We start from the raw sequence: 20,474 nt of genomic DNA on the forward strand, positions 1-20,474 counted from the left end.
CCTTCGCGGGCAAGCCTCGCTCCTACAGGGGTTATCCACAAGCTCTTAGAAATCCTTGCACAACCGCAACGCGTCATAGATCGCCGCGTGGGTGTTGCGCTGCGCCACGCAGTCGCCGATGCGGAACAGCAAGTAGCCGTCGCCCGCCTGGCTCAGCGAAGGTTGCGGCTTGATTGCGAACAGGGCCTCGATGTCCATCTGGCCTTTGTTGCGCGAGCCTTCCTTCATGGCGTAGTAGATTTCTTCGTCCGGACGCACGCCGTTTTCGACGACGACCTGGTCCACCACCCGCTCCTCTTTGGCGCCGGTGTATTCGTTTTCCAGCACCGCCACCAGCTTGTCGCCTTCGCGGTAAACCTTCTCCAGCATCATGTCCCCGGTCATGATCACTTCTTTCGGGTACATGCTGCGGTAGTAAGTCGGGAACGAGGTGCCGCCAATCGCTACGCCTGGCTTGATGTCGTCGGTGACGATCTCGACCTGGCTGCCCTTGTCGGCGAGGAAGTCCGCAGTCGACATCCCGGTGAACTCGCAAATGGTGTCGTAGACCAGCACGTTCTTGCCCGGCGCAACCTTGCCGTCGAGGATGTCCCAGCTACTGACGACGAGGCCTTCAGCCGCACCCCAGTGCTCGTTCTGCTCCAGGAATGGATGACCGCCAACGGCGAGTACCACCACGTCCGGACGCAGGTCGAGAATGGTTGCCGCATCGGCCGCCACGCCCAGGCGCAGGTCGACTTTCAGACGTGCCAGTTCCAGCTGGAACCAGCGGGTGATACCGGCGATCTGGTCCCGTTGTGGGGCTTTCGACGCGGTGGTGATTTGCCCGCCGATGAATTCTTTCTTCTCGAACAGGGTCACGTCGTGGCCACGTTCGGCGGAGACGCGAGCGGCTTCCATCCCGGCAGGGCCGGCTCCGACAACAACTACCTTGCGCTTCACACCGGTCGACTTCTCGATGATGTGCGGCACCCCCATGTATTCACGGGACGTCGCGGCGTTCTGGATGCACAGCACGTCCAGACCTTGGTACTGACGGTCGATGCAATAGTTGGCGCCGACGCATTGTTTGATCTGGTCAACCTGGCCCATTTTGATCTTGGCGATCAGGTGCGGGTCGGCGATGTGGGCGCGGGTCATGCCGACCATGTCCACGTAACCGCCTTCCAGAATACGGGTCGCCTGATTCGGGTCCTTGATGTTCTGCGCGTGCAAAACCGGGGCCTTCACCACTTCCTTGATACCGGCGGCCAAGTGCAGGAATGGCTCCGGTGGATAACTCATGTTCGGGATAACGTTGGCCAGGGTGTTGTGGGTGTCGCAACCCGAGCCGACCACGCCGATGAAGTCGATCATGCCGGTGTCGTCGTAGTACTTGGCGATCTGCTTCATGTCTTCGTGAGACAAGCCATCCGGGTGGAACTCGTCACCGCACAGACGGATGCCGACGCAGAAATCGGGGCCGACTTCAGCCCGCACAGCCTTGATCACTTCCAGGCCGAAACGCATGCGGTTCTCGAAGCTGCCGCCCCATTCGTCGGTACGTTTGTTGACGCGCGGGCTCCAGAACTGGTCGATCATGTGCTGGTGCACGGCGGACAGCTCGACGCCGTCCAGGCCACCGGCCTTGGCTCGCGCGGCGGCGCTGGCGTAGTTGCCGATCACCCGCCAGATTTCTTCCGGCTCGATGGTTTTGCAGGTCGCGCGGTGCACCGGTTCACGGATGCCCGACGGCGACAGCAGGGTTGGCCAGTGCTCGCCGTCCCAGCGGGAACGACGGCCCATGTGGGTAATCTGGATCATGATCTTGGCGCCATGCTTGTGCATGGCATCGGCCAGGTTCTGGAAGTGCGGAATGATCCGGTCGTCGGCCAGGTTGACCGACTTCCACCAGCCTTGCGGGCTGTCGATGGCCACGCTGGAGGAACCGCCGCAAATCGCCAGGCCGATCCCGCCCTTGGCTTTCTCTTCGTAATACTTGACGTACCGGTCGGTGGTCATGCCGCCGTCGGTCGCGTAGACCTCGGCGTGCGCGGTGCTGAGCACGCGGTTGCGGATGGTCAGTTTGCCGATCTGGATCGGCTGGAACATTGCTTCGAAAGCCATGGCGGGTTCCTCGACTTACAACGGCTTGACGGTGAACAAACCGTCGTCGTGGCCTTCTTCGGAGCCACCGTAAACCTGTTCGGCAACGGTGCGGATCTTGCTGCCGCGGGCCTGCAGAATCTGGTCCATGGCACCGGCAAACCAGCCAGTGAACATGTAGTCGACCTTGCGCCCGACTTTGCCGTACACGTAGACGAACGCCGAGTGTTCGAGCTTGACGCTGGCGGTGCCTTTGTCGAGGTCGATGTCCTGGATCTTGAACAGGCCCCAGCCGCGTTGCGACAGACGCTTCATGTAGTGTTCGAACACTGCAACGCCTTCCAGGCCGTGGCATTCGGCTTCTTTTTCACACCAGTGCCAGGCGGATTTGTAGCCGGCCTTGTAGAGGATTTCGGCGTAGGCTTCGGCGCCCAAAACCTCTTCGATGCCCATGTGGTTGTTGACGAAGAAGTGACGCGGCACGTACAGCATTGGCAGGGCGTCGGAGGTCCAGACACCGGTTTCGCTGTCGACTTCGATTGGCAATTGCGGGGCGATCTTGGCCATGGAAACTTAACTCCAGAAAATTTTGGGTGTTGCCCCCGGCGCGGACGGCCGGGGGAAAAGATTCATCAGGTGCGGCGGCTTATTCGCCCCAAACGTCTTTCAAGACGTTGACCCAGTTCTCGCCCATGATCTTGCGGACCACGCGCTCGGAATGGCCGCGTTTGAGCAGGGTTTCGGTCAGGTTCGGGAACTCGCCGACGGTGCGGATGCCCAGCGGGTTGATGATCTTGCCGAAGCTGGTCAGGCGGCGGGCGTAGCCTTTGTCATGGGTCAGGTATTCGAAGAAGTCCTGGCCATGGCCCTGGGTGAAGTCGGTGCCGATGCCGATGGCGTCTTCGCCGACAATGTTCATGGTGTATTCGATGGCTTCGGCGTAATCGTCGATGGTCGAATCGATGCCCTTGGCCAGGAATGGCGCAAACATGGTCACGCCGACGAAACCGCCGTGGTCGGCGATGAACTTCAGTTCTTCATCGGACTTGTTGCGCGGGTGAATTTTCAGGCCCGACGGCAGGCAATGGGAGTAGCACACCGGTTTCTTCGATTCGAGGATGACTTCTTCGGAAGTCTTGGAGCCAACGTGGGACAGGTCGCACATGACGCCGACGCGGTTCATCTCGGCGACGATTTCACGACCGAAACCCGACAGGCCGCCATCGCGCTCGTAGCAACCGGTGCCCACCAGGTTCTGGGTGTTGTAGCACATCTGCACGATACCGACGCCCAGCTGCTTGAACACTTCGACATAGCCGATCTGGTCTTCAAACGCATGAGCATTCTGGAAACCGAAGAGGATGCCGGTCTTGCCCTGCTCCTTGGCTTTGCGAATGTCGGCGGTGGTGCGCACCGGAATTACCAGGTCGCTGTTCTCGCGGATCAGTTTCTGGCTGGCAGCGATATTGTTGACGGTGGCCTGGAAGCCCTCCCACACCGACACGGTGCAGTTGGCCGCGGTCAGACCGCCCTTGCGCATGTCTTCGAACAGCTCACGGTTCCACTTGGCAATAATCAGCCCGTCGATAACGATGCTGTCGGCGTGCAATTCGGCTGGGCTCATCAGGCTGTCCCCTATTAGCGATTCATGCGCCGAATCGTGTGCCGGCGCTTTGGGGCCAGCATATGCCTGAGGGACGGGGTAGCCGGGTGCAAAAACGACAGGGGGTTTGCCGAAAGCGTCAATCCGCGACAAAGGGTCGTTGATGGACGCAATCGCCCACCTGTTCAAGGGCCGCCGCTTGGGCCAGAATTCGCTGCATTACCGAATAGGCACTGAAAAATAGGGGCTGCGTCGCAATGAGAACGATCTTCCTGGCTTTGGCACTGATAGCGACCGGCGTACACGCGGCTGAAGAGGCCGACGACAACCCCTGTGACAAGGTCGAAAACGACGTCCAGACCCTGGAATGCTCCGCCTACAGCAGAACCACCGCCGAAGACCTGCTCAAAGACAACTACCAAAGCCTGAACGAGCGCATGCAAACCGCCTACGGCAAGAACCCGGCGCAACTGACCGACATCACCGCCAAGCTCAAAGCCGCGCAGCAGCAATGGCTGAAGACCCGGGATGCGGATTGCGCGGTTGAAGCGTTCCCGGCGACCAGCGGTAGCAAGGCGTTCACCATCGCGCAGAATGATTGCGTGGCGCGGATGAGTGATGAGCGGTCGGAGTTTTTGGAGTCGATTGGGCAGGAGTGAAGGCGAACGCCAGTCGTTTTGAGCTGTAAGCTGCACGCCATCAGCCAGTTAAGGAATTCACATGAAAATCTGCGGCATTGAAATCAAAGGCAGCGAAGCGATCATCGCCGTGGCCTCGCTGGACGGCCAGACGCTGAGCCACGTCGCCCTGGCCACCAAGAAAATCGCCCTCGACGATGACGACGAGGCCGCGAACGTCAAAGTGTTTGCCGCTCAGGTGGCGTCGTTTGTGCGTGAGAATTCCGTCGACAGGATCGCGATCAAGAAGCGCAGCAAGAAAGGTGAGTTTGCCGGCGGGCCGACCACGTTCAAGATCGAGGGCGTTTTTCAGTTGCTGGAGAGTTGCGAGGTGACATTGCTGTCACCGCAGACGATCAATGCGCAGAACAAGAAGTTTGATTTTGCACTGCCGGAGACGCTGAACAAGTATCAGCATGAGGCATACAAAGCGGCATGTTCCGCCCTGATGAAGAAGTAACGGCATACCACTTGTAGGAGCGAGGCTTGCCCGCGAAGAGGCCGGCACATTCAAAATTACAGTTGCCTGACACACCGCATTCGCGGGCAAGCCTCGCTCCTACAGGTACGGTTTCGCTCAGGCCTTCTGGGTTAGTCGGCGATCTTCCCGCGGACACCGCTCGAACCGTGCCCGATAACTGCGGGTGAAATACGACGGCGATTCAAACCCGCACGCAATGCTCACTTCCAGCACGCTCATGTCCGTCTGCCGCAGTAACTGCCGTGCCTTCTCCAGCCGTAATCGCAGATAGAAATTGCTCGGTGTGTCGTTCAGGTGCAACCGAAACAATCGCTCCAGCTGCCGCCGTGTCACCTTGATCGATTCCGCCAGTTCCAGCGTACTCAGGGGCGGCTCGCTGTGTTGTTCCATCTCGCCAATCACATGAACAAGTTTCTTGTTGCTGATGCCATACCGCGTGGCGACTTCCATGCGCTGGTGGTCTTTGCGCGGGCGGATGCGCCCGAGTACGAATTGTTCGCTGACCTGGATCGCCAGTTCCGGGCCGTGGGATTGGGCGATGAGGTCGAGCATCAGGTCGATGGACGCGGTGCCGCCGGCTGAGGTGATGCGGCGGCGATCGATCTCGAACAGCTCCTGGGTGACGCTGAGCTGTGGATAGGATTCCTTGAAAGCGTCGATGGCTTCCCAATGCAGGGTCAGGCGATGGCCCTCGAGCAGGCCGGCTTCGGCGAGGACGAAGCTGCCGGTGTCGATGGCGCCGAGGGTCACGCCTTCGTTGTCCAGGCGGCGCAGCCAGTGTTCCAGCGCGGGCGTGGCGAATTTCAACGGTTCGAAACCGGCGACCACCAACAGGGTTGCACCTTTCTTCAACGGTTCCAGCGCCGCGTCGGCGTTGACCGACATGCCATTACTGGCCAGAACCGCCCCACCATCGGCACTCAGCACGTGCCAGCGATACAACTCGCCGCGAAAGCGATTGGCGACCCGCAGCGGCTCGATCGCCGAGATGAACCCGATGGCCGAGAAACCCGGCATCAACATGAAGTAGAAATCCTGGGACATGGAGCGCACTCGATTGGCGGGTAACGTGAGGGCGGGTAGCGTGTGGACGTTGATACGCCACTTGCCGATAGCATTCAAGAGGTCAGGTCGCTGCAGTGCAAGAGCTGGTCGCCGTAGTGCGCTTTGACGGGCCTCAAGCTGCGTAACTTGGCATCACCGGCGCACGAAGACGCCCGGACCCACAATAACGAACTGCCGAGGAAACCTGAGATGAAACGACTGATCAGCAGCTGTGTTCTTGCACTCAGCGGTACCGCTTTCCTGAGCGCCAGTGTCATGGCGGCCGAACCTGCTTCATGCCAGAACGTGCGCATGGGCGTCGTGAACTGGACCGACGTGATCGCCACCAGCGCCATGACCCAAGTCCTGCTCGATGGCCTCGGCTACAACACCAAACAAACCAGTGCGTCCCAGCAAATTATCTTCGCCGGCATCCGCGACCAGCGCCTGGACTTGTTCCTGGGTTACTGGAACCCGCTGATGACCCAGACCATCACGCCTTTCGTCGACGCCAATCAGGTCAAGGTGCTTGAAGCGCCAAGCCTGAAAGACGCCCGCGCCACTCTCGCCGTACCGACCTACCTCGCCAACAAGGGTCTGAAAACCTTCGCCGACATCGCCAAGTTCGAAAAAGAACTGGGCGGCAAGATCTACGGCATCGAGCCAGGCTCGGGCGCCAACACCCAGATCAAGGCGATGATCGCCAAGAACCAGTTTGGCCTCGGCAAGTTCCAGCTGGTCGAATCCAGCGAGGCCGGCATGCTCGCGGCGGTGGATCGCGCCGTGCGCCGCAAGGAAGCCGTGGTGTTCTTCGGCTGGGCGCCACACCCGATGAACGTCAACGTGCAGATGACTTACCTTACCGGCAGCGAAGATGCTCTCGGCCCGAACGAAGGCATGGCCACGGTCTGGACCGTCACCGCGCCGAAATACGCCGAGCAATGCCCGAACATCGGCAAGTTGCTGAGCAACCTGACCTACACCGCCGAAGACGAGAGCCGGATGATGCAACCGCTGCTCGATCACAAAGACGCTTTCGAATCGGCCAAGCAATGGCTGAAAGATCACCCGCAAGACAAGCAACGCTGGCTCGAAGGCGTGACCACCTTCGATGGCAAACCGGCCGCTGACAATTTGAAACTGACCAGCAAATAAACCCCGATTGAACCACCGACTCGCAGCCCGACCGGGCTGCGAACGGAATCATCACGCCTGCAAGGAACCCGCCTCATGAACCACGACGTCATCATCACCTGCGCACTTACCGGTGCTGGCGACACGACCAGCAAGAGCCCGCACGTGCCGGTCACCCCGAAACAAATCGCCGCTGCCGCCGTCGAAGCCGCCAAGGCCGGCGCCACTGTCGTTCACTGCCACGTTCGCAACCCTGAAACCGGCAAGTTCAGCCGTGACGTGGCGCTGTACCGCGAAGTGATGGAGCGTATCCGCGAGGCCGACGTCGACATCATCGTCAACCTCACCGCCGGCATGGGCGGCGACCTGGAAATCGGCGCAGGCGAGAACCCGATGGAGTTCGGCCCGAACACTGACCTGGTCGGCCCGCTGACCCGTCTGGCGCACGTTGAAGAACTGCTGCCGGAAATCTGCACCCTCGATTGCGGCACCCTGAACTTCGGCGACGGCGACACCATTTACGTGTCCACCCCGGCGCAGCTGCGCGCTGGCGCCAAACGCATTCAAGAGCTGGGCGTGAAGGCCGAGCTGGAAATCTTCGACACCGGTCACCTGTGGTTTGCCAAACAGTTGATCAAGGAAGGCCTGCTCGACGACCCGCTGTTCCAGCTCTGCCTGGGCATCCCGTGGGGCGCACCGGCCGACACCACCACCATGAAAGCCATGGTCGACAACCTGCCGGCCAATGCCGTGTGGGCCGGGTTCGGCATCGGTCGCATGCAAATGCCGATGGCGGCGCAAGCAGTGCTGCTCGGCGGCAATGTGCGGGTCGGTCTGGAAGACAACATCTGGCTGGACAAGGGTGTGCTGGCGACCAACGGCCAACTGGTCGAACGCGCCTCGGAAATCCTCAGCCGCCTCGGCGCCCGTGTCCTGACCCCAGCGGAAGGCCGGGCAAAAATGGGCCTGACCAAGCGCGGTTAACTGCTGACAACTCTTTCCAACTGTGGGAGCGGGCTTGCTCGCGAAGAGGCCGTTACATCCGACATCTCTGTCGACTGAAACTCCGCTTTCGCGAGCAAGCCCGCTCCCACAGGGGATCACCGAATTCATTCAGGAAGTCGCCATGAGCTTTATCACTGATATCAAAACCTTCGCCGCACTGGGCAGCGGTGTCATCGGCAGCGGTTGGGTGTCCCGGGCCCTGGCCCACGGCCTCGACGTTGTCGCCTGGGACCCCGCGCCCGGTGCAGAAGCCGCGCTGCGCAAGCGAGTTGCCAACGCTTGGGGTGCGCTGGAGAAACAAGGCCTGGCGCCCGGCGCCTCGCAGGACCGGTTGCGCTTCGTCGCGACGATTGAAGAGTGCGTGCGCGACGCAGATTTCATTCAGGAAAGCGCCCCCGAGCGCCTCGATCTGAAACTGGAACTGCACAGCAAAATCAGCGCGGCAGCCAAGCCCAATGCCTTGATCGGCTCCAGCACTTCCGGCCTGTTGCCGAGCGAGTTTTACGAGAGCTCGACCCACCCGGAACGCTGCGTGGTCGGGCACCCGTTCAACCCGGTTTACTTGCTGCCATTGGTGGAAGTGGTCGGTGGCAAAAACACCGCGCCTGAAGCGGTTCAAGCGGCAATGAAAGTGTATGAATCCCTGGGCATGCGTCCGCTGCATGTGCGCAAGGAAGTGCCGGGGTTTATCGCCGACCGCTTGCTCGAAGCGCTGTGGCGCGAGGCGCTGCACCTGGTCAACGACGGTGTGGCGACTACTGGCGAGATCGACGATGCAATCCGCTTTGGTGCAGGTCTGCGCTGGTCATTCATGGGCACGTTCCTGACCTACACCCTGGCGGGTGGCGATGCGGGGATGCGCCACTTCATGGCGCAGTTCGGTCCGGCGTTGCAGTTGCCGTGGACTTACCTGCCAGCGCCGGAACTGACCGACAAGTTGATCGATGATGTGGTGGACGGGACCAGTGATCAGCTCGGCAAGCACAGCATTTCCGCGCTGGAGCGCTATCGTGATGATTGCTTGCTGGCAGTGCTCGAAGCGGTGAAGACCACCAAAGAGAAGCATGGGATGGCGTTCGCTGACTAAACACCCCACCCCCTTTAGGAGCGAGGCTTGCCCGCGAAGGCGATTTCCCTGCCGCAAGAGATCCGTCGAATGTACCGGCCTCTTCGCGGGCAAGCCTCGCTCCTACAGGCCTCAACCATTTCGGATGTGACGACATGCCCGCTCTAACCACCTACCAAACCAAAATCATCCCCGACTGGGTCGACTACAACGGCCACCTGCGCGATGCCTTCTACCTGCTGATTTTCAGCTACGCCACGGACGCGCTGATGGATCGCCTGGGCATGGACAGCAACAACCGCGAAGCCAGCGGCAATTCACTGTTCACCCTCGAACTGCACCTCAATTACCTGCACGAAGTGAAGCTCGACGCCGACGTTGAAGTGCGCACCCACATCATCGGCCACGACAGCAAACGCCTGCACCTCTATCACAGCCTGCATCTGGTCGGCGACGACAAGGAACTGGCGGGCAACGAACAAATGCTCCTGCACGTCGACCTCGCCGGCCCTCGCTCCGCACCGTTCAGCGAAGACACCCTGAGCAAGCTGCAAGCCATCGTCGCCGAGCAAACCGACCTGCCCGCCCCCGAGTACATTGGCCGAGTGATCGCATTACCCCCTAAAAAATAACAAGGAGATCGCCATTGAACACCGCCGCTTTTGCCGACTTCCGTACCTACCCGTTGATCAGCGCGTTGACCGCCGTGCAAACCCTGGCGGATCGCATTCAAGTGCAGTGGGCTGACGGCCGGGTCAGCCCGTTTCATCATCAATGGCTTCGCGACAACTGCCCGTGCCCGCAATGCGTCTACACCGTGACCCGCGAGCAAGTGCTGGAAATCGTCGACGTCGCAGAAGACTTGGCGCCGACAGCGGCAAACGTCGATGCCGAAGGTTGCCTCAGCGTCGAATGGCAGGACGGCCACCTCAGCCGCTTCGATCCGGGCTGGCTGCGGGCTCACGCCTATGACGATGAATCCCGCGCCGAACGCCGGGCCGGCAAGCCAAAATCCAGGTTGTGGAAAAGCGACTTGCAGCTGCCGGTATTCGACTACCAGGCGCTGATGAACGACAACGACGCCTTGCTGCGATGGCTGCTGGCGGTGCGCGATATCGGCCTGTCGCAAGTGCGTGGCGTGCCCACCGAACCCGGTTCGCTGAAGCTGATTGCCCAGCGCATTTCCTTCATCCGCGAGAGCAATTTCGGCGTGCTGTTCAACGTGCAATCCAAGGCCGATGCGGACAGCAATGCCTACACCGCGTTCAACCTGCCGCTGCACAGCGATTTGCCGACCCGAGAGTTGCAACCGGGGCTGCAATTTCTGCATTGCCTGGTCAATGACGCGGACGGTGGCGAGAGTATTTTTGTCGACGGCTTTGCCATCGCCCACGCGTTGCGGGAGGAAGATCCCGAGTCGTTCAAAGCGCTGTGTGAAATCCCCGTGGAGTTTCGCAACAAGGACCGCCACAGCGATTACCGTTGCCTGGCACCGATCATTGCCCTGGATGCGTTGGGGCAGGTATCGGAGATCCGCATGGCAAACTTTCTGCGCGGGCCGTTTGATGCGTCGATCGAAGACATGCCCACGCTATACCGGGCTTATCGACGGTTTATTGCGATGACCCGTGAAGCGCGGTTTCGGCTGATGACGCGGCTCAATCCCGGCGAGTTGTGGTGCTTCGACAACCGCCGCACCCTTCACGCCCGCAACGCTTTCGACCCCGCCAGCGGCGCCCGGCATTTTCAGGGTTGCTATGTCGATCGGGATGAATTGCTGTCGCGGATTTTGGTATTGCAACGGTAAACCGCGTCATCGTTCATCGCGGGCAAGCCTCGCTCCTACAGGGGATCGTATACCTCTGTAGGAGCGAGGCTTGCCCGCGAAAGCATCAGCCCAGACACCTACCCCCTCCCTGATTCACAGGCAAAAAAAACCCCGATCAAGCCGTGACAAGATCGGAGCTGAGGAGGGTACTGTTGAGGAGCCGTTGCGCGAGGGTGACCAAACCTTCGTGAAGCCAGCTGAATCCAGTGTGCCCACTCTCCCCTCTGGCAAGTTAGCCGAAAACGACCTGTTCATAGGTATCGCGGCCATTGCGACAAATCGTCCTTGCCGCCATTCCGTACCCCTACGAGAATCGAGCCACGACACCGTTCCCTGAAGAAGGATTGCGTCATGATGTACGCCGATTTGATTGACCAGGAAGACCTGTTGGGCCAGCTCAAGGCGTTGGGATTTGCCGTGCCTCCCGGTGCAACCGCCGAGCAGGCGTGCGAATGCGCGGTACGGGGTTTGAACAACGAACGGGCAACGGAACTGCGCACGATGGTCAAGCAGATGTACACCAGCAGCGCGACCATCCTGCCGGCGGTGCGCCAGGCCATCGACAGGCAATTGCTGCCCGCGCTTGCGGAGTATCAGCAGAGCCGTAGCGCCTGATAAATCGCCTTCGCGAGCAAGCCCGCTCCCACATTCGACCGCGTTCCCCTGAGAGAGCTCGGTCGAATGTGGGAGCGGGCTTGCTCGCGAATGGAGCGCCTCGGTCTAGAGCCTTACGCTAGCGAACGTCGACTCATTACGTGCCTGACTCAGCGCCGACAACGGCCCGGACAGCGGCGACAGCACCAGCGCTTGCGGCAGCGGCATCATCGCCACCTGTTGTGTGGTGTTGGAACCTACGCGTTCGTCACGCGGCGGAATGCCGAAGTATTCGCGGTAGCACTTGGAAAAGTGCGGCGTGGACACGAAGCCACACACCGACGCCACTTCGATGATCGACATCGGCGTTTGCTTGAGCAACTGCCGGGCACGGATCAGCCGTAGTTTCAGGTAGTAACGCGACGGCGAGCAGTGCAGGTATTTCTGGAACAGGCGCTCCAGCTGACGACGGGAAACGGCGACGTACACCGCCAGTTCGTCGAGGTCGATCGGCTCTTCCAGATTGGCTTCCATCAGCGCGACGATTTCCTGCAACTTCGGCTGGTTGGTGCCGAGCATGTGCTTGAGCGGCACGCGCTGGTGGTCCTGCTCGTTGCGGATGCGCTCGTAGACGAACATTTCCGAGATCGCAGCCGACAGTTCACGGCCATGATCGCGGCTGATCAGGTGCAGCATCATGTCCAGCGGCGCGGTGCCGCCGGAGCTGGTGAAACGGTTACGGTCGAGGGTGAACAGGCGAGTGCTCATGGCCACACGCGGAAACGCTTCCTGCATCGAGGCCAGGCATTCCCAGTGCACGCTGCAATCAAAACCGTCCAGCAGGCCGGCGCAGGCCAGGGCCCAGCTGCCGGTGCAGACCGCGCCGAGACGGCGGGACTGACGCGCCTGGCTTTGCAGCCACGACACGTGTTCGCGGGTAACGGTGCGCTGGATGCCGATGCCGCCGCAGACAATGATGGTGTCCATTGGAGGGGCTTTGTGCATGGAGCAATCGGGGGTGATCTGCAGGCCGTCACTGGCCCAGACCTGACCGCCGTCGACGGTGAGCGTAGTCCAGCGATACAGCTCGCGACCGGACAATTGGTTGGCCATGCGCAGGGGTTCTACTGCGGAGGCCAGAGAAATAAGCGTGAAATTGTCCAGCAGCAAAAAGCCGATGGATTGAGGCGCACGGTTCTGGGGTTGGGCCCCGGAGTTGAACGTCGTCATCGCGGTATCTCCTCACACAAAGCGGGTGATGGCCTCAGGCGGAGGCTCTTGTTATTGCCATCGTTCTCGCGTGGGAGACGGGCTTTGTAATGACAGAGCAATTGCCATGCCTAAAGTTGAATGGTCATTCAATAACTCCTGAAAACGACGTCGCGGCGTGTCTATATAAGCCGTGCCGCGAGTAGGGGTTATAAGTGCCATGATCGGCTGGAGGCGCTCTGCCTCGTTGGGCTTGAGCAAATCGGTAGCACTTGTGGGAACAGGGCTACGGCGACCTGATGGAGAGTGTCACCGCAAGCACAGGTGACAGGCGGTAATGGCCAGGTTGGATCCCTGATCCGGGTGGAGTCGCTTATCTGTAAGCGACGCGCTAAAAGGTGGCGCGTTTGGGATTATGTGTTCACTTAGCGCGCAGTTTTGACTGGTCTGGCGCCTTCGCGAGCAAGCCTCGCTCCTACAGGGATCGCGTGATTCTGTAGGAGCGAGGCTTGCCCGCGAACGGGGTCAACTCGGTTTCAACACTCAACCGCGCTAACCGCCAACCCACCCCGCGAAGTCTCTTTGTATTTGTCATGCATGTCCGCGCCGGTATCACGCATGGTGCGGATCACCCGATCCAGCGAGATAAAGTGCTGACCATCCCCGCGCAACGCCATCTGCGCCGCGTTGATCGCTTTCACCGCCGCAATCGCATTGCGCTCGATGCACGGCACTTGAACCAGCCCGCCCACCGGGTCGCAGGTCAGGCCGAGGTTATGTTCCAGACCGATTTCCGCCGCGTTGCACAGCTGCTCGGGCGTGGCGCCAAGGATCTCCGCCAACCCGGCCGCCGCCATCGCGCAGGCTGAACCGACTTCGCCCTGACAACCGACTTCCGCACCGGAAATCGAAGCGTTCTTCTTGCACAGAATCCCCACCGCCGCGGCACTGAGGAAATAGTCGACCACGTTGGCGTCTGTCACCGCCTCGCTGAACTTCATGAAGTAGTGCAACACCGCCGGAATGATCCCCGCCGCACCGTTGGTCGGTGCCGTGACCATGCGCCCGCCGGCAGCGTTCTCTTCGTTGACCGCCAGGGCGAACAGGTTGACCCATTCCATGGCGCTCAAGGTCGAGCCGATGACGTTGGGTTTGCCCAGTTCCTGCAAGCTGCGGTGCAACTTGGCCGCACGACGACGCACATTCAGCCCGCCGGGCAGGATGCCTTCGTGTTTCAGGCCCTGGTCGACGCAATCCTGCATGGCGCGCCAGAGCTTCATCAGGCCGCTGCGGATTTCATCCTCGCTGCGCCAGACCTTCTCGTTAGCCATCATCAATTCGGCGACGCGCAGGTTGTGCTGCTTGCAGAGGCTGAGCAGTTCGACAGCGCTGGAGAAGTCGTACGGCAACACGGTGCGATCCAGATCGACCACGCCGCTTGAAGCCTGGGCTTCGTCCACGACAAAACCGCCGCCGATGGAATAGTAGGTGTCGCGATGCAGCTCGCCGTTATCGCCTTCGGCAACCAGGGTCATGGCGTTGGGGTGGAAAGGCAGGTTTTCGTCGATCAGGCGCATGTCGCGAGCCCAGATAAACGGCACCGACAGTCGACCGTCGAGCAACAGCGTGTGGGTCTCGCGCAAGGTGGCGATACGGATGCCGATTTGCGACGGATCGATCGCATCCGGCCACTCGCCCATCAGGCCCATGATCACTGCGTTGTCGCTGCCGTGACCGATGCCGGTGGCCGACAGCGACCCATAAAGCTGAACTTCGACGCGCCGCACTTGTTCCAAAAGACCCTGCTCACGCAAACCTTGCACGAACAACGCGGCGGCCCGCATAGGCCCCACGGTGTGCGAACTGGAAGGGCCGATGCCGATTTTGAACAGGTCGAAAACACTGATAGCCATTACTGCCGAACTCCTGGATGTGCCAACTCCGGGCGCAAAAGCGCCCAGTGACGGAGCTGCTACGCTCAAGCTGCAATCCGCCGAGATGGCCGCATCATCAGGCTTTTGCCGTGTCGTTCGACGTCTCACACCGACGCACTCATGCTCACCAACGCCGCGGGCGTTTTACGCTGCGTTTTCGCCGTTTTTTTGCGGATCAGAGGGGTAAAGGGGGCTGAAAAAAGCTGTAAACGACGTCACCGACACTGGATGCGACCATCCCTGTACTGGTTACGACGCACCCTGTAGGCGTCAGATTTTCACTGGTACATGATCGTATCGACTCGATTGCAAGGCGCCGTGGTAGAGCTGTCTCCAAAACGCCATCCAACCGCAACCTATAAGTGCGGTGGTCCAGTCGGAACACTGCCAAAAAAAACACCAAGGAGTCCATCCATGAAAGGTTCCCCGTCGTTGTTGTTGGCCGCCATGCTGAGTCTGCCGTTACTGGCTCAAGCCGCAGAACCCGCTCAGTGCAGCACCGTAAACTTCTCCGATGTCGGCTGGACTGACATTACCGTCACCACCGCCACCACCAGCGTCGTTCTCGATGCCCTGGGCTACAAAACCAAAACCACGATGATTTCCGTTCCGGTGACCTACAAGTCCCTGGCCGACGGCAAGAACATGGACGTGTTCCTGGGTAACTGGATGCCGACCATGGAAAACGACATCAAGGCCTACCGCGATGCCGGCACCGTGGACACCCTGCGCGCCAACCTCGAAAACGCAAAATACACACTCGCCGTGCCCGAAGAGTTGTATAACAAGGGTCTGAAGGATTTCGCCGACATCGCCAAGTTCAAGAAAGAACTCGACGGCAAGATCTACGGCATCGAACCAGGCAACGACGGCAACCGCCTGATCCAGAGCATGATCGACAAGAACGCCTTCGGCTTGAAAGACGCCGGCTTCAAGGTGGTCGAGTCCAGCGAGGCAGGCATGCTCTCGCAAGTCGATCGCGCCCAGCGCCGCAACACCGCCGTGGTGTTCCTGGGCTGGGAACCGCACCCGATGAACACACGTTTCAAGATGAAGTACCTGACGGGCGGCGACGACTTTTTCGGCCCGAACTTCGGTCAGGCGACCATCTTCACCAACACCCGCAAGGGCTACGCGCAGGAATGCAGCAACGTGGGTCAGTTGCTGAAAAACCTGGTGTTCACCCTCGACATGGAAAGCACGCTGATGGGCAACGTCCTGGACGACAAAATGAAGCCTGACGCGGCCGCCAAGGCCTGGCTGAAAAAGAATCCACAGGTGCTCGATACCTGGCTCGCTGGCGTGACCACCATTGACGGTAAACCAGGCCTGGAGGCCGTGAAAGCCAAGCTCGCGCAGTAATCGCTTACGCCGGGCGAGCTTGCTCGCCCGGGCTGTTTATTTCCTTGCATGCGGACGTTCACTACCATGCTGATTGATCAGAAAATACCTCTAGGCCAGTACATCGCGGGCTTCGTTGAATGGTTGACGCAACACGGCGCCAACACCTTCGACGCAATCGCCGTGTCACTGGAAACGATGATCCACGGCGTGACTTTTGCGCTGACCTGGTTCAACCCGCTGGCATTGATCGGCCTCATCGCGCTACTGGCACACTTCATTCAACGAAAGTGGGGGCTGACCGTTTTTGTCATCGCCTCCTTCCTGCTGATCCTCAATCTGGGGTACTGGCAGGAAACCATGGAAACCCTTGCCCAGGTGTTGTTCGCCACCCTGGTCTGCGTGGTCATCGGCGTGCCGTTGGGCATCGTCGCCGCGCACAAACCGATGTTCTACACACTGATGCGGCCGGTGCTCGATCTGATGCAGACCGTGCCGACCTTCGTGTACCTCATTCCTACCCTGACCCTCTTCGGTCTGGGTGTGGTCCCGGGCCTGATCTCCACGGTAGTGTTCGCGATTGCCGCGCCTATCCGCCTGACCTACCTGGGTATCCGCGATGTTCCCGCAGAATTGATGGACGCCGGCAAAGCCTTCGGCTGCTCGCGCCGTCAACTGCTCGCACGCATCGAACTGCCCTACGCCATGCCAAGCATCGCGGCCGGTATCACCCAGTGCATCATGCTGTCGCTGTCGATGGTGGTGATCGCGGCACTGGTGGGCGCCGACGGCCTGGGCAAACCCGTGGTCAACGCACTGAACACTGCTGATATCGCCCTGGGCTTCGAAGCCGGCCTGGCGATCGTATTGCTGGCGATCATGCTCGACCGTATCTGCAAACAACCCGACGCTAAAGTAGGGGGTGACGCATGAGCATTATTCGCTTCGAAGACGTCGACGTAATCTTTTCCAAAGACCCGCGTGAAGCGCTCAAGCTTCTAGACCAGGGCATGACCCGCGACCAGATCCTGAAAAAGACCGGGCAGATTGTTGGCGTTGAAAAAGCCAGCCTGGACGTCGAAAAAGGTGAAATCTGCGTTTTGATGGGGTTGTCCGGCTCCGGTAAATCCAGCCTGCTGCGCTGCATCAACGGCCTCAACACCGTCAGTCGCGGCAAGCTGTTCGTCGAGCACGAAGGCCGGCAGATCGATATCGCTTCCTGCACCCCGGCAGAGCTGAAAATGATGCGCACCAAGCGCATTGCGATGGTGTTCCAGAAGTTCGCCCTGATGCCTTGGCTGACGGTGCGCGAGAACATCAGTTTCGGTCTGGAAATGCAGGGTCGCCCGGAAAAGGAACGACGCAAACTGGTGGACGACAAGCTTGAGCTGGTGGGCCTGACCCAGTGGCGCAACAAGAAGCCCGACGAACTCTCCGGCGGTATGCAGCAACGTGTGGGCCTGGCCCGTGCGCTGGCGATGGACGCCGACATTCTGCTGATGGACGAACCGTTCTCGGCACTCGACCCGCTGATCCGCCAAGGCCTGCAAGACGAACTGCTGGAGCTGCAAAGCAAGCTGAACAAAACCATCGTGTTCGTGAGCCACGACCTCGATGAAGCCCTGAAGCTCGGCAGCCGTATCGCGATCATGAAAGACGGTCGGATTGTACAGTACAGCAAGCCTGAAGAAATCGTGCTGAACCCGGCGGACGACTATGTGCGGACCTTCGTCGCGCACACCAATCCGCTGAACGTTCTGTGCGGTCGCAGCCTGATGCGCACCCTGGACAACTGCAAACGCATCAACGGTTCGGTGTGCCTCGATCCGGGCGGCGATTCGTGGCTGGACCTGGCCGAAGGCAACACCATCAAAGGCGCCCGCCAGAACGGTGCGAGCCTGGACCTGCAGAACTGGATTCCCGGGCAAGCAGTTGAGGGCCTGGGTCGTCGGCCAACGCTGGTGGACTCCAACATCGGCATGCGCGATGCGCTGCAGATTCGTTATCAGACGGGCAACAAGCTTGTGCTGCACGACAACAACAAGGTTGTCGGGATTCTGGGCGACAGCGAGCTGTATCACGCGCTGCTCGGCAAGAACCTGGGCTAAGACAGCAGACACAAAAACGCCGCGAGAGGATCGCGGCGTTTTTGTTTACGCGGATATCGGGTCATTCAGTGTTGCGGCGGATGGCCCCTTCGCGGGCAAGCCTCGCTCCTACAAGGACAACGCGAAACCTGTAGGAGCGAGGCTTGCCCGCGAAGAATGCAACGCGGTGCATCTGATGCACCGCGCCCTCAGCATTTAGCTATAAACCCGGCCAAGGAGTTGCCGATGGCTTTCAAACTGATCGAGCACGTCACGGGTGATCTGATCTTGAGTGAAGCCCATCAAGTCATAGTCCTGGCTGCCGTTGTGCAGGTACACCTCGGCGCGGTAATAACGCGCACGCGGTTCATCAGCACTTTCAGCCGAGACCGTGTCGCTCGCCGCCGCCAGATAGCCGTCCAGGCTCACTTCGTAGACAAAAGGGTTGCCCTCTTCCATCTCGATGCGCACGCCCATGCAGCGCTTGGATTTACCCAACAGCGTTTGCACTTCCAGGCCTTGACCGCGCAATTGCACCGCCGCCTCTTCCAGCGCCGGGCTGACTTGCTTGTCCATGAAACGCTGAACGATCGACTGGTTCGGTTGCAGGTCCAGCTGCGTCAGACGCTCACTGAAACCACGACGACCGCGCGCGGCGAGTTCCGCCTGCTCCTGTTCGATCTGCACGTCCTGGCGCATGGCCTTGTGCAAGCCGAACATGAAGAACACCAGCACCACCGAGAACGGCAGACCGGCCAGCACCACCATGGTTTGCATGGCTTCGAAGTTACCGGCGAACAGCAGGCCGATGGTCACCAGGGTGATCACCGCCGACCAGAAGATCCGCAGCCAGTGCGGGGCGTCTTCGTCGACGTTGCCGCCCTTGCAGGAAAGGTTGGCCATCATCACCGCGCCGGAATCCGCCGGGGTCAGGAACAGCACGAAACCGACGAAGATCGACACGCCGATCACGATTTTCGACGCCGGGTAATGCTCAAGCAGCTGGTAGATCGCCATCGACGGCTGTTCGAGCGCCGTCTTGCCGAGCTCCACCGCCCCATGGTTCATCACCAGGTCCAGGGCCGAGTTACCGAAGATCGACAGCCACGCCAGGGTGAAACCCAGCGGGATCAGCAGCACGCCAGCTACCAGTTCACGCACCGTGCGACCACGGGAAATACGCGCGATGAACATGCCCACGAATGGGGCCCAGGAAATCCACCACGCCCAGTAGAACAGGGTCCACAGGCCCAACCAGCGGTCAGACTTCTCACTGTCGCCTTCGTACACGTAGAGGTCGAAGGTCTTCAGCACCACACCGTTCAGGTAGTCGCCGACGTTCTGCACGAAACCGTTCAGCAGATGCAATGTCGGGCCGAACAGCAGCACGAAAATCAGCAGGCCGCTGAACAGCACGATGTTCAGGTTGGACAGACGACGAATGCCGTTTTCCACGCCGGACACGGCGGCGATGGTCGCCACGGTGCTCATGACGATGATCACGATCAGCAGGTTGGTGTTGCTGTGTTCCATGCCGAACAGGTTTTCCAGCCCCGACGACACTTGCAGCGAACCAATCCCCAGGTTCGTCACCAGACCCAGCAGGGTCACGAACATGCCGAAGCCGTCCACCGCGTGACCGGCCGCGCCTTTGACCCAACGCTCACCGACCAGCGGATACAGCGCCGAACGCAACGCCAGCGGTTGGTTATGACGGTAGGCAAAGTACGCAACGGCCAGGCCGACCAAGGCATAGATCGCCCAGCCATGCAGGCCCCAGTGCAGGAATGTCAGCTGCACCGCCTGACGCGCGGCCATGTTGCTGGCGGCCACGCCTTCCGGCGGATTGAAGTAGTGGTCCAGCGGCTCGGAAGCACCGAAATACAGCAACGAAATGCCGATACCCGACGAGAACAGCATCCCCGCCCAGGCGCCGTAGCTGAAGTCCGGAGTGTCGTCCTTGCTGCCGAGCTTGAGTTTGCCGTAGGACGAAAACGCCAGGCCAACGACGAATACCAGATAGGCGGCGATCACCACCATGTAGTACCAGCCGAAGCTGCGGGACAACCAGGCCTGGGCGATGCCGAGCAATCTGCCGGCCTCTTGCGGGGCGATGATCAGAATGGCGGTCAACAACAGAATCAACGCGGTAGAGGTGTAGAACACCCAACCGTTGACCGTCACCTTCTCGGGTGGGGTCTTTATAAGAGAGGCAGAACTCATGGCACAGATGCTCCAGGCAGTGCGAGAGAAGAACACAAGGCAACGCGTTACCCGACTAATCGGTTAGTTGGCAGCCGACCGACGGGTGATATAAAGACACCCCGAAAAAAGCCCGAAGCCCGGGAGCGCCAGTGCGCGTGGGTTTCGAGCGTTTTCGGATGTC

General features: G+C 60.2%; 18 protein-coding genes. 11 read left to right on the forward strand and 7 right to left on the reverse strand.

The window, feature by feature from the left end; genetic code table 11:
- Positions 1-45 precede the first annotated feature (45 nt).
- The 3 genes from dgcA to ACA049_RS28355 form a co-directional block, all read right to left on the reverse strand.
- Complete coding sequence (dgcA, locus tag ACA049_RS28345; protein ID WP_008151900.1) at positions 46-2,106, reverse strand: dimethylglycine demethylation protein DgcA; 2,061 nt, start codon at positions 2,104-2,106, stop codon at positions 46-48.
- Positions 2,107-2,121: 15 nt separating this feature from the next.
- Positions 2,122-2,652 carry a DUF5943 domain-containing protein gene (locus tag ACA049_RS28350; RefSeq protein ID WP_007947752.1) on the reverse strand — a complete coding sequence of 177 codons (531 nt, stop codon included), beginning with the start codon at positions 2,650-2,652 and terminating at the stop codon, positions 2,122-2,124.
- Positions 2,653-2,731: 79 nt separating this feature from the next.
- Positions 2,732-3,709, reverse strand: coding sequence for a dipeptidase (locus ACA049_RS28355; RefSeq protein ID WP_008033250.1), 978 nt, complete (start codon positions 3,707-3,709; stop codon positions 2,732-2,734).
- A 236-nt stretch (positions 3,710-3,945) separates the two neighbouring features.
- Between ACA049_RS28355 and ACA049_RS28360 the strand changes: the two genes are divergently transcribed.
- Entirely contained in the window at positions 3,946-4,347 is a 402-nt protein-coding gene (locus tag ACA049_RS28360) for a lysozyme inhibitor LprI family protein (protein ID WP_094470273.1), read from the forward strand.
- Between the two features lie 61 nt (positions 4,348-4,408).
- Positions 4,409-4,825 carry a DUF3010 family protein gene (locus ACA049_RS28365; protein ID WP_219097010.1) on the forward strand — a complete coding sequence of 139 codons (417 nt, stop codon included), beginning with the start codon at positions 4,409-4,411 and terminating at the stop codon, positions 4,823-4,825.
- Between the two features lie 117 nt (positions 4,826-4,942).
- Here ACA049_RS28365 and ACA049_RS28370 read toward each other — a convergent pair whose 3' ends face one another.
- Positions 4,943-5,890: a GlxA family transcriptional regulator gene (locus tag ACA049_RS28370; protein ID WP_497331467.1), complete on the reverse strand. Its 948-nt coding sequence runs from the start codon at positions 5,888-5,890 to the stop codon at positions 4,943-4,945.
- A gap of 210 nt (positions 5,891-6,100) precedes the next feature.
- On the opposite strand from ACA049_RS28370, the gene choX reads away from it, so the two are divergent.
- The 6 genes from choX (at position 6,101) to ACA049_RS28400 (ending at position 11,538) form a co-directional block, all read left to right on the forward strand.
- The gene (gene choX, locus ACA049_RS28375; protein ID WP_497331469.1) at positions 6,101-7,045 is read left to right on the forward strand and encodes a choline ABC transporter substrate-binding protein; all 945 of its coding nucleotides are present in this window, start codon (positions 6,101-6,103) and stop codon (positions 7,043-7,045) included.
- Positions 7,046-7,120: 75 nt separating this feature from the next.
- On the forward strand, positions 7,121-8,008 hold the full coding sequence (gene cdhC, locus ACA049_RS28380; protein ID WP_017341199.1) for a 3-dehydrocarnitine:acetyl-CoA trimethylamine transferase CdhC: 888 nt from the start codon (positions 7,121-7,123) through the stop codon (positions 8,006-8,008).
- 142 nt (positions 8,009-8,150) lie between these two features.
- Positions 8,151-9,116 (forward strand): L-carnitine dehydrogenase, encoded by a 966-nt coding sequence (locus tag ACA049_RS28385; protein WP_497331471.1) that lies wholly within the window; start codon positions 8,151-8,153, stop codon positions 9,114-9,116.
- Positions 9,117-9,250: 134 nt separating this feature from the next.
- Complete coding sequence (locus ACA049_RS28390) at positions 9,251-9,727, forward strand: thioesterase family protein (RefSeq protein ID WP_497331473.1); 477 nt, start codon at positions 9,251-9,253, stop codon at positions 9,725-9,727.
- 14 nt (positions 9,728-9,741) lie between these two features.
- Positions 9,742-10,902: a gamma-butyrobetaine dioxygenase gene (locus ACA049_RS28395; protein WP_497331475.1), complete on the forward strand. Its 1,161-nt coding sequence runs from the start codon at positions 9,742-9,744 to the stop codon at positions 10,900-10,902.
- Between the two features lie 372 nt (positions 10,903-11,274).
- Positions 11,275-11,538, forward strand: a complete 264-nt coding sequence (locus ACA049_RS28400) for a hypothetical protein (protein ID WP_149416450.1) — start codon at positions 11,275-11,277, stop codon at positions 11,536-11,538.
- Positions 11,539-11,643: 105 nt separating this feature from the next.
- On the opposite strand, the gene gbdR is transcribed toward ACA049_RS28400, so the two are convergent.
- Positions 11,644-12,747, reverse strand: a complete 1,104-nt coding sequence (gene gbdR, locus ACA049_RS28405) for a choline metabolism transcriptional regulator GbdR (protein WP_497331477.1) — start codon at positions 12,745-12,747, stop codon at positions 11,644-11,646.
- A gap of 515 nt (positions 12,748-13,262) precedes the next feature.
- The gene (locus ACA049_RS28410) at positions 13,263-14,639 is read right to left on the reverse strand and encodes an L-serine ammonia-lyase (RefSeq protein ID WP_497314185.1); all 1,377 of its coding nucleotides are present in this window, start codon (positions 14,637-14,639) and stop codon (positions 13,263-13,265) included.
- A gap of 435 nt (positions 14,640-15,074) precedes the next feature.
- Between ACA049_RS28410 and ACA049_RS28415 the strand changes: the two genes are divergently transcribed.
- The 3 genes from ACA049_RS28415 (at position 15,075) to choV (ending at position 18,109) form a co-directional block, all read left to right on the forward strand.
- Positions 15,075-16,022, forward strand: a complete 948-nt coding sequence (locus tag ACA049_RS28415) for a choline ABC transporter substrate-binding protein (protein WP_438658980.1) — start codon at positions 15,075-15,077, stop codon at positions 16,020-16,022.
- Between the two features lie 66 nt (positions 16,023-16,088).
- Positions 16,089-16,934, forward strand: a complete 846-nt coding sequence (gene choW, locus ACA049_RS28420; protein WP_109635476.1) for a choline ABC transporter permease subunit — start codon at positions 16,089-16,091, stop codon at positions 16,932-16,934.
- Entirely contained in the window at positions 16,931-18,109 is a 1,179-nt protein-coding gene (gene choV, locus ACA049_RS28425) for a choline ABC transporter ATP-binding protein (RefSeq protein WP_109635477.1), read from the forward strand. The genes choW and choV overlap by 4 nt, the downstream gene beginning before the upstream one ends.
- A 195-nt stretch (positions 18,110-18,304) precedes the next feature.
- Here choV and ACA049_RS28430 read toward each other — a convergent pair whose 3' ends face one another.
- Positions 18,305-20,254, reverse strand: a complete 1,950-nt coding sequence (locus tag ACA049_RS28430) for a BCCT family transporter (RefSeq protein WP_497337000.1) — start codon at positions 20,252-20,254, stop codon at positions 18,305-18,307.
- Positions 20,255-20,474 lie beyond the last annotated feature (220 nt).

This window comes from Pseudomonas sp. LBUM1662 (assembly GCF_059695915.1).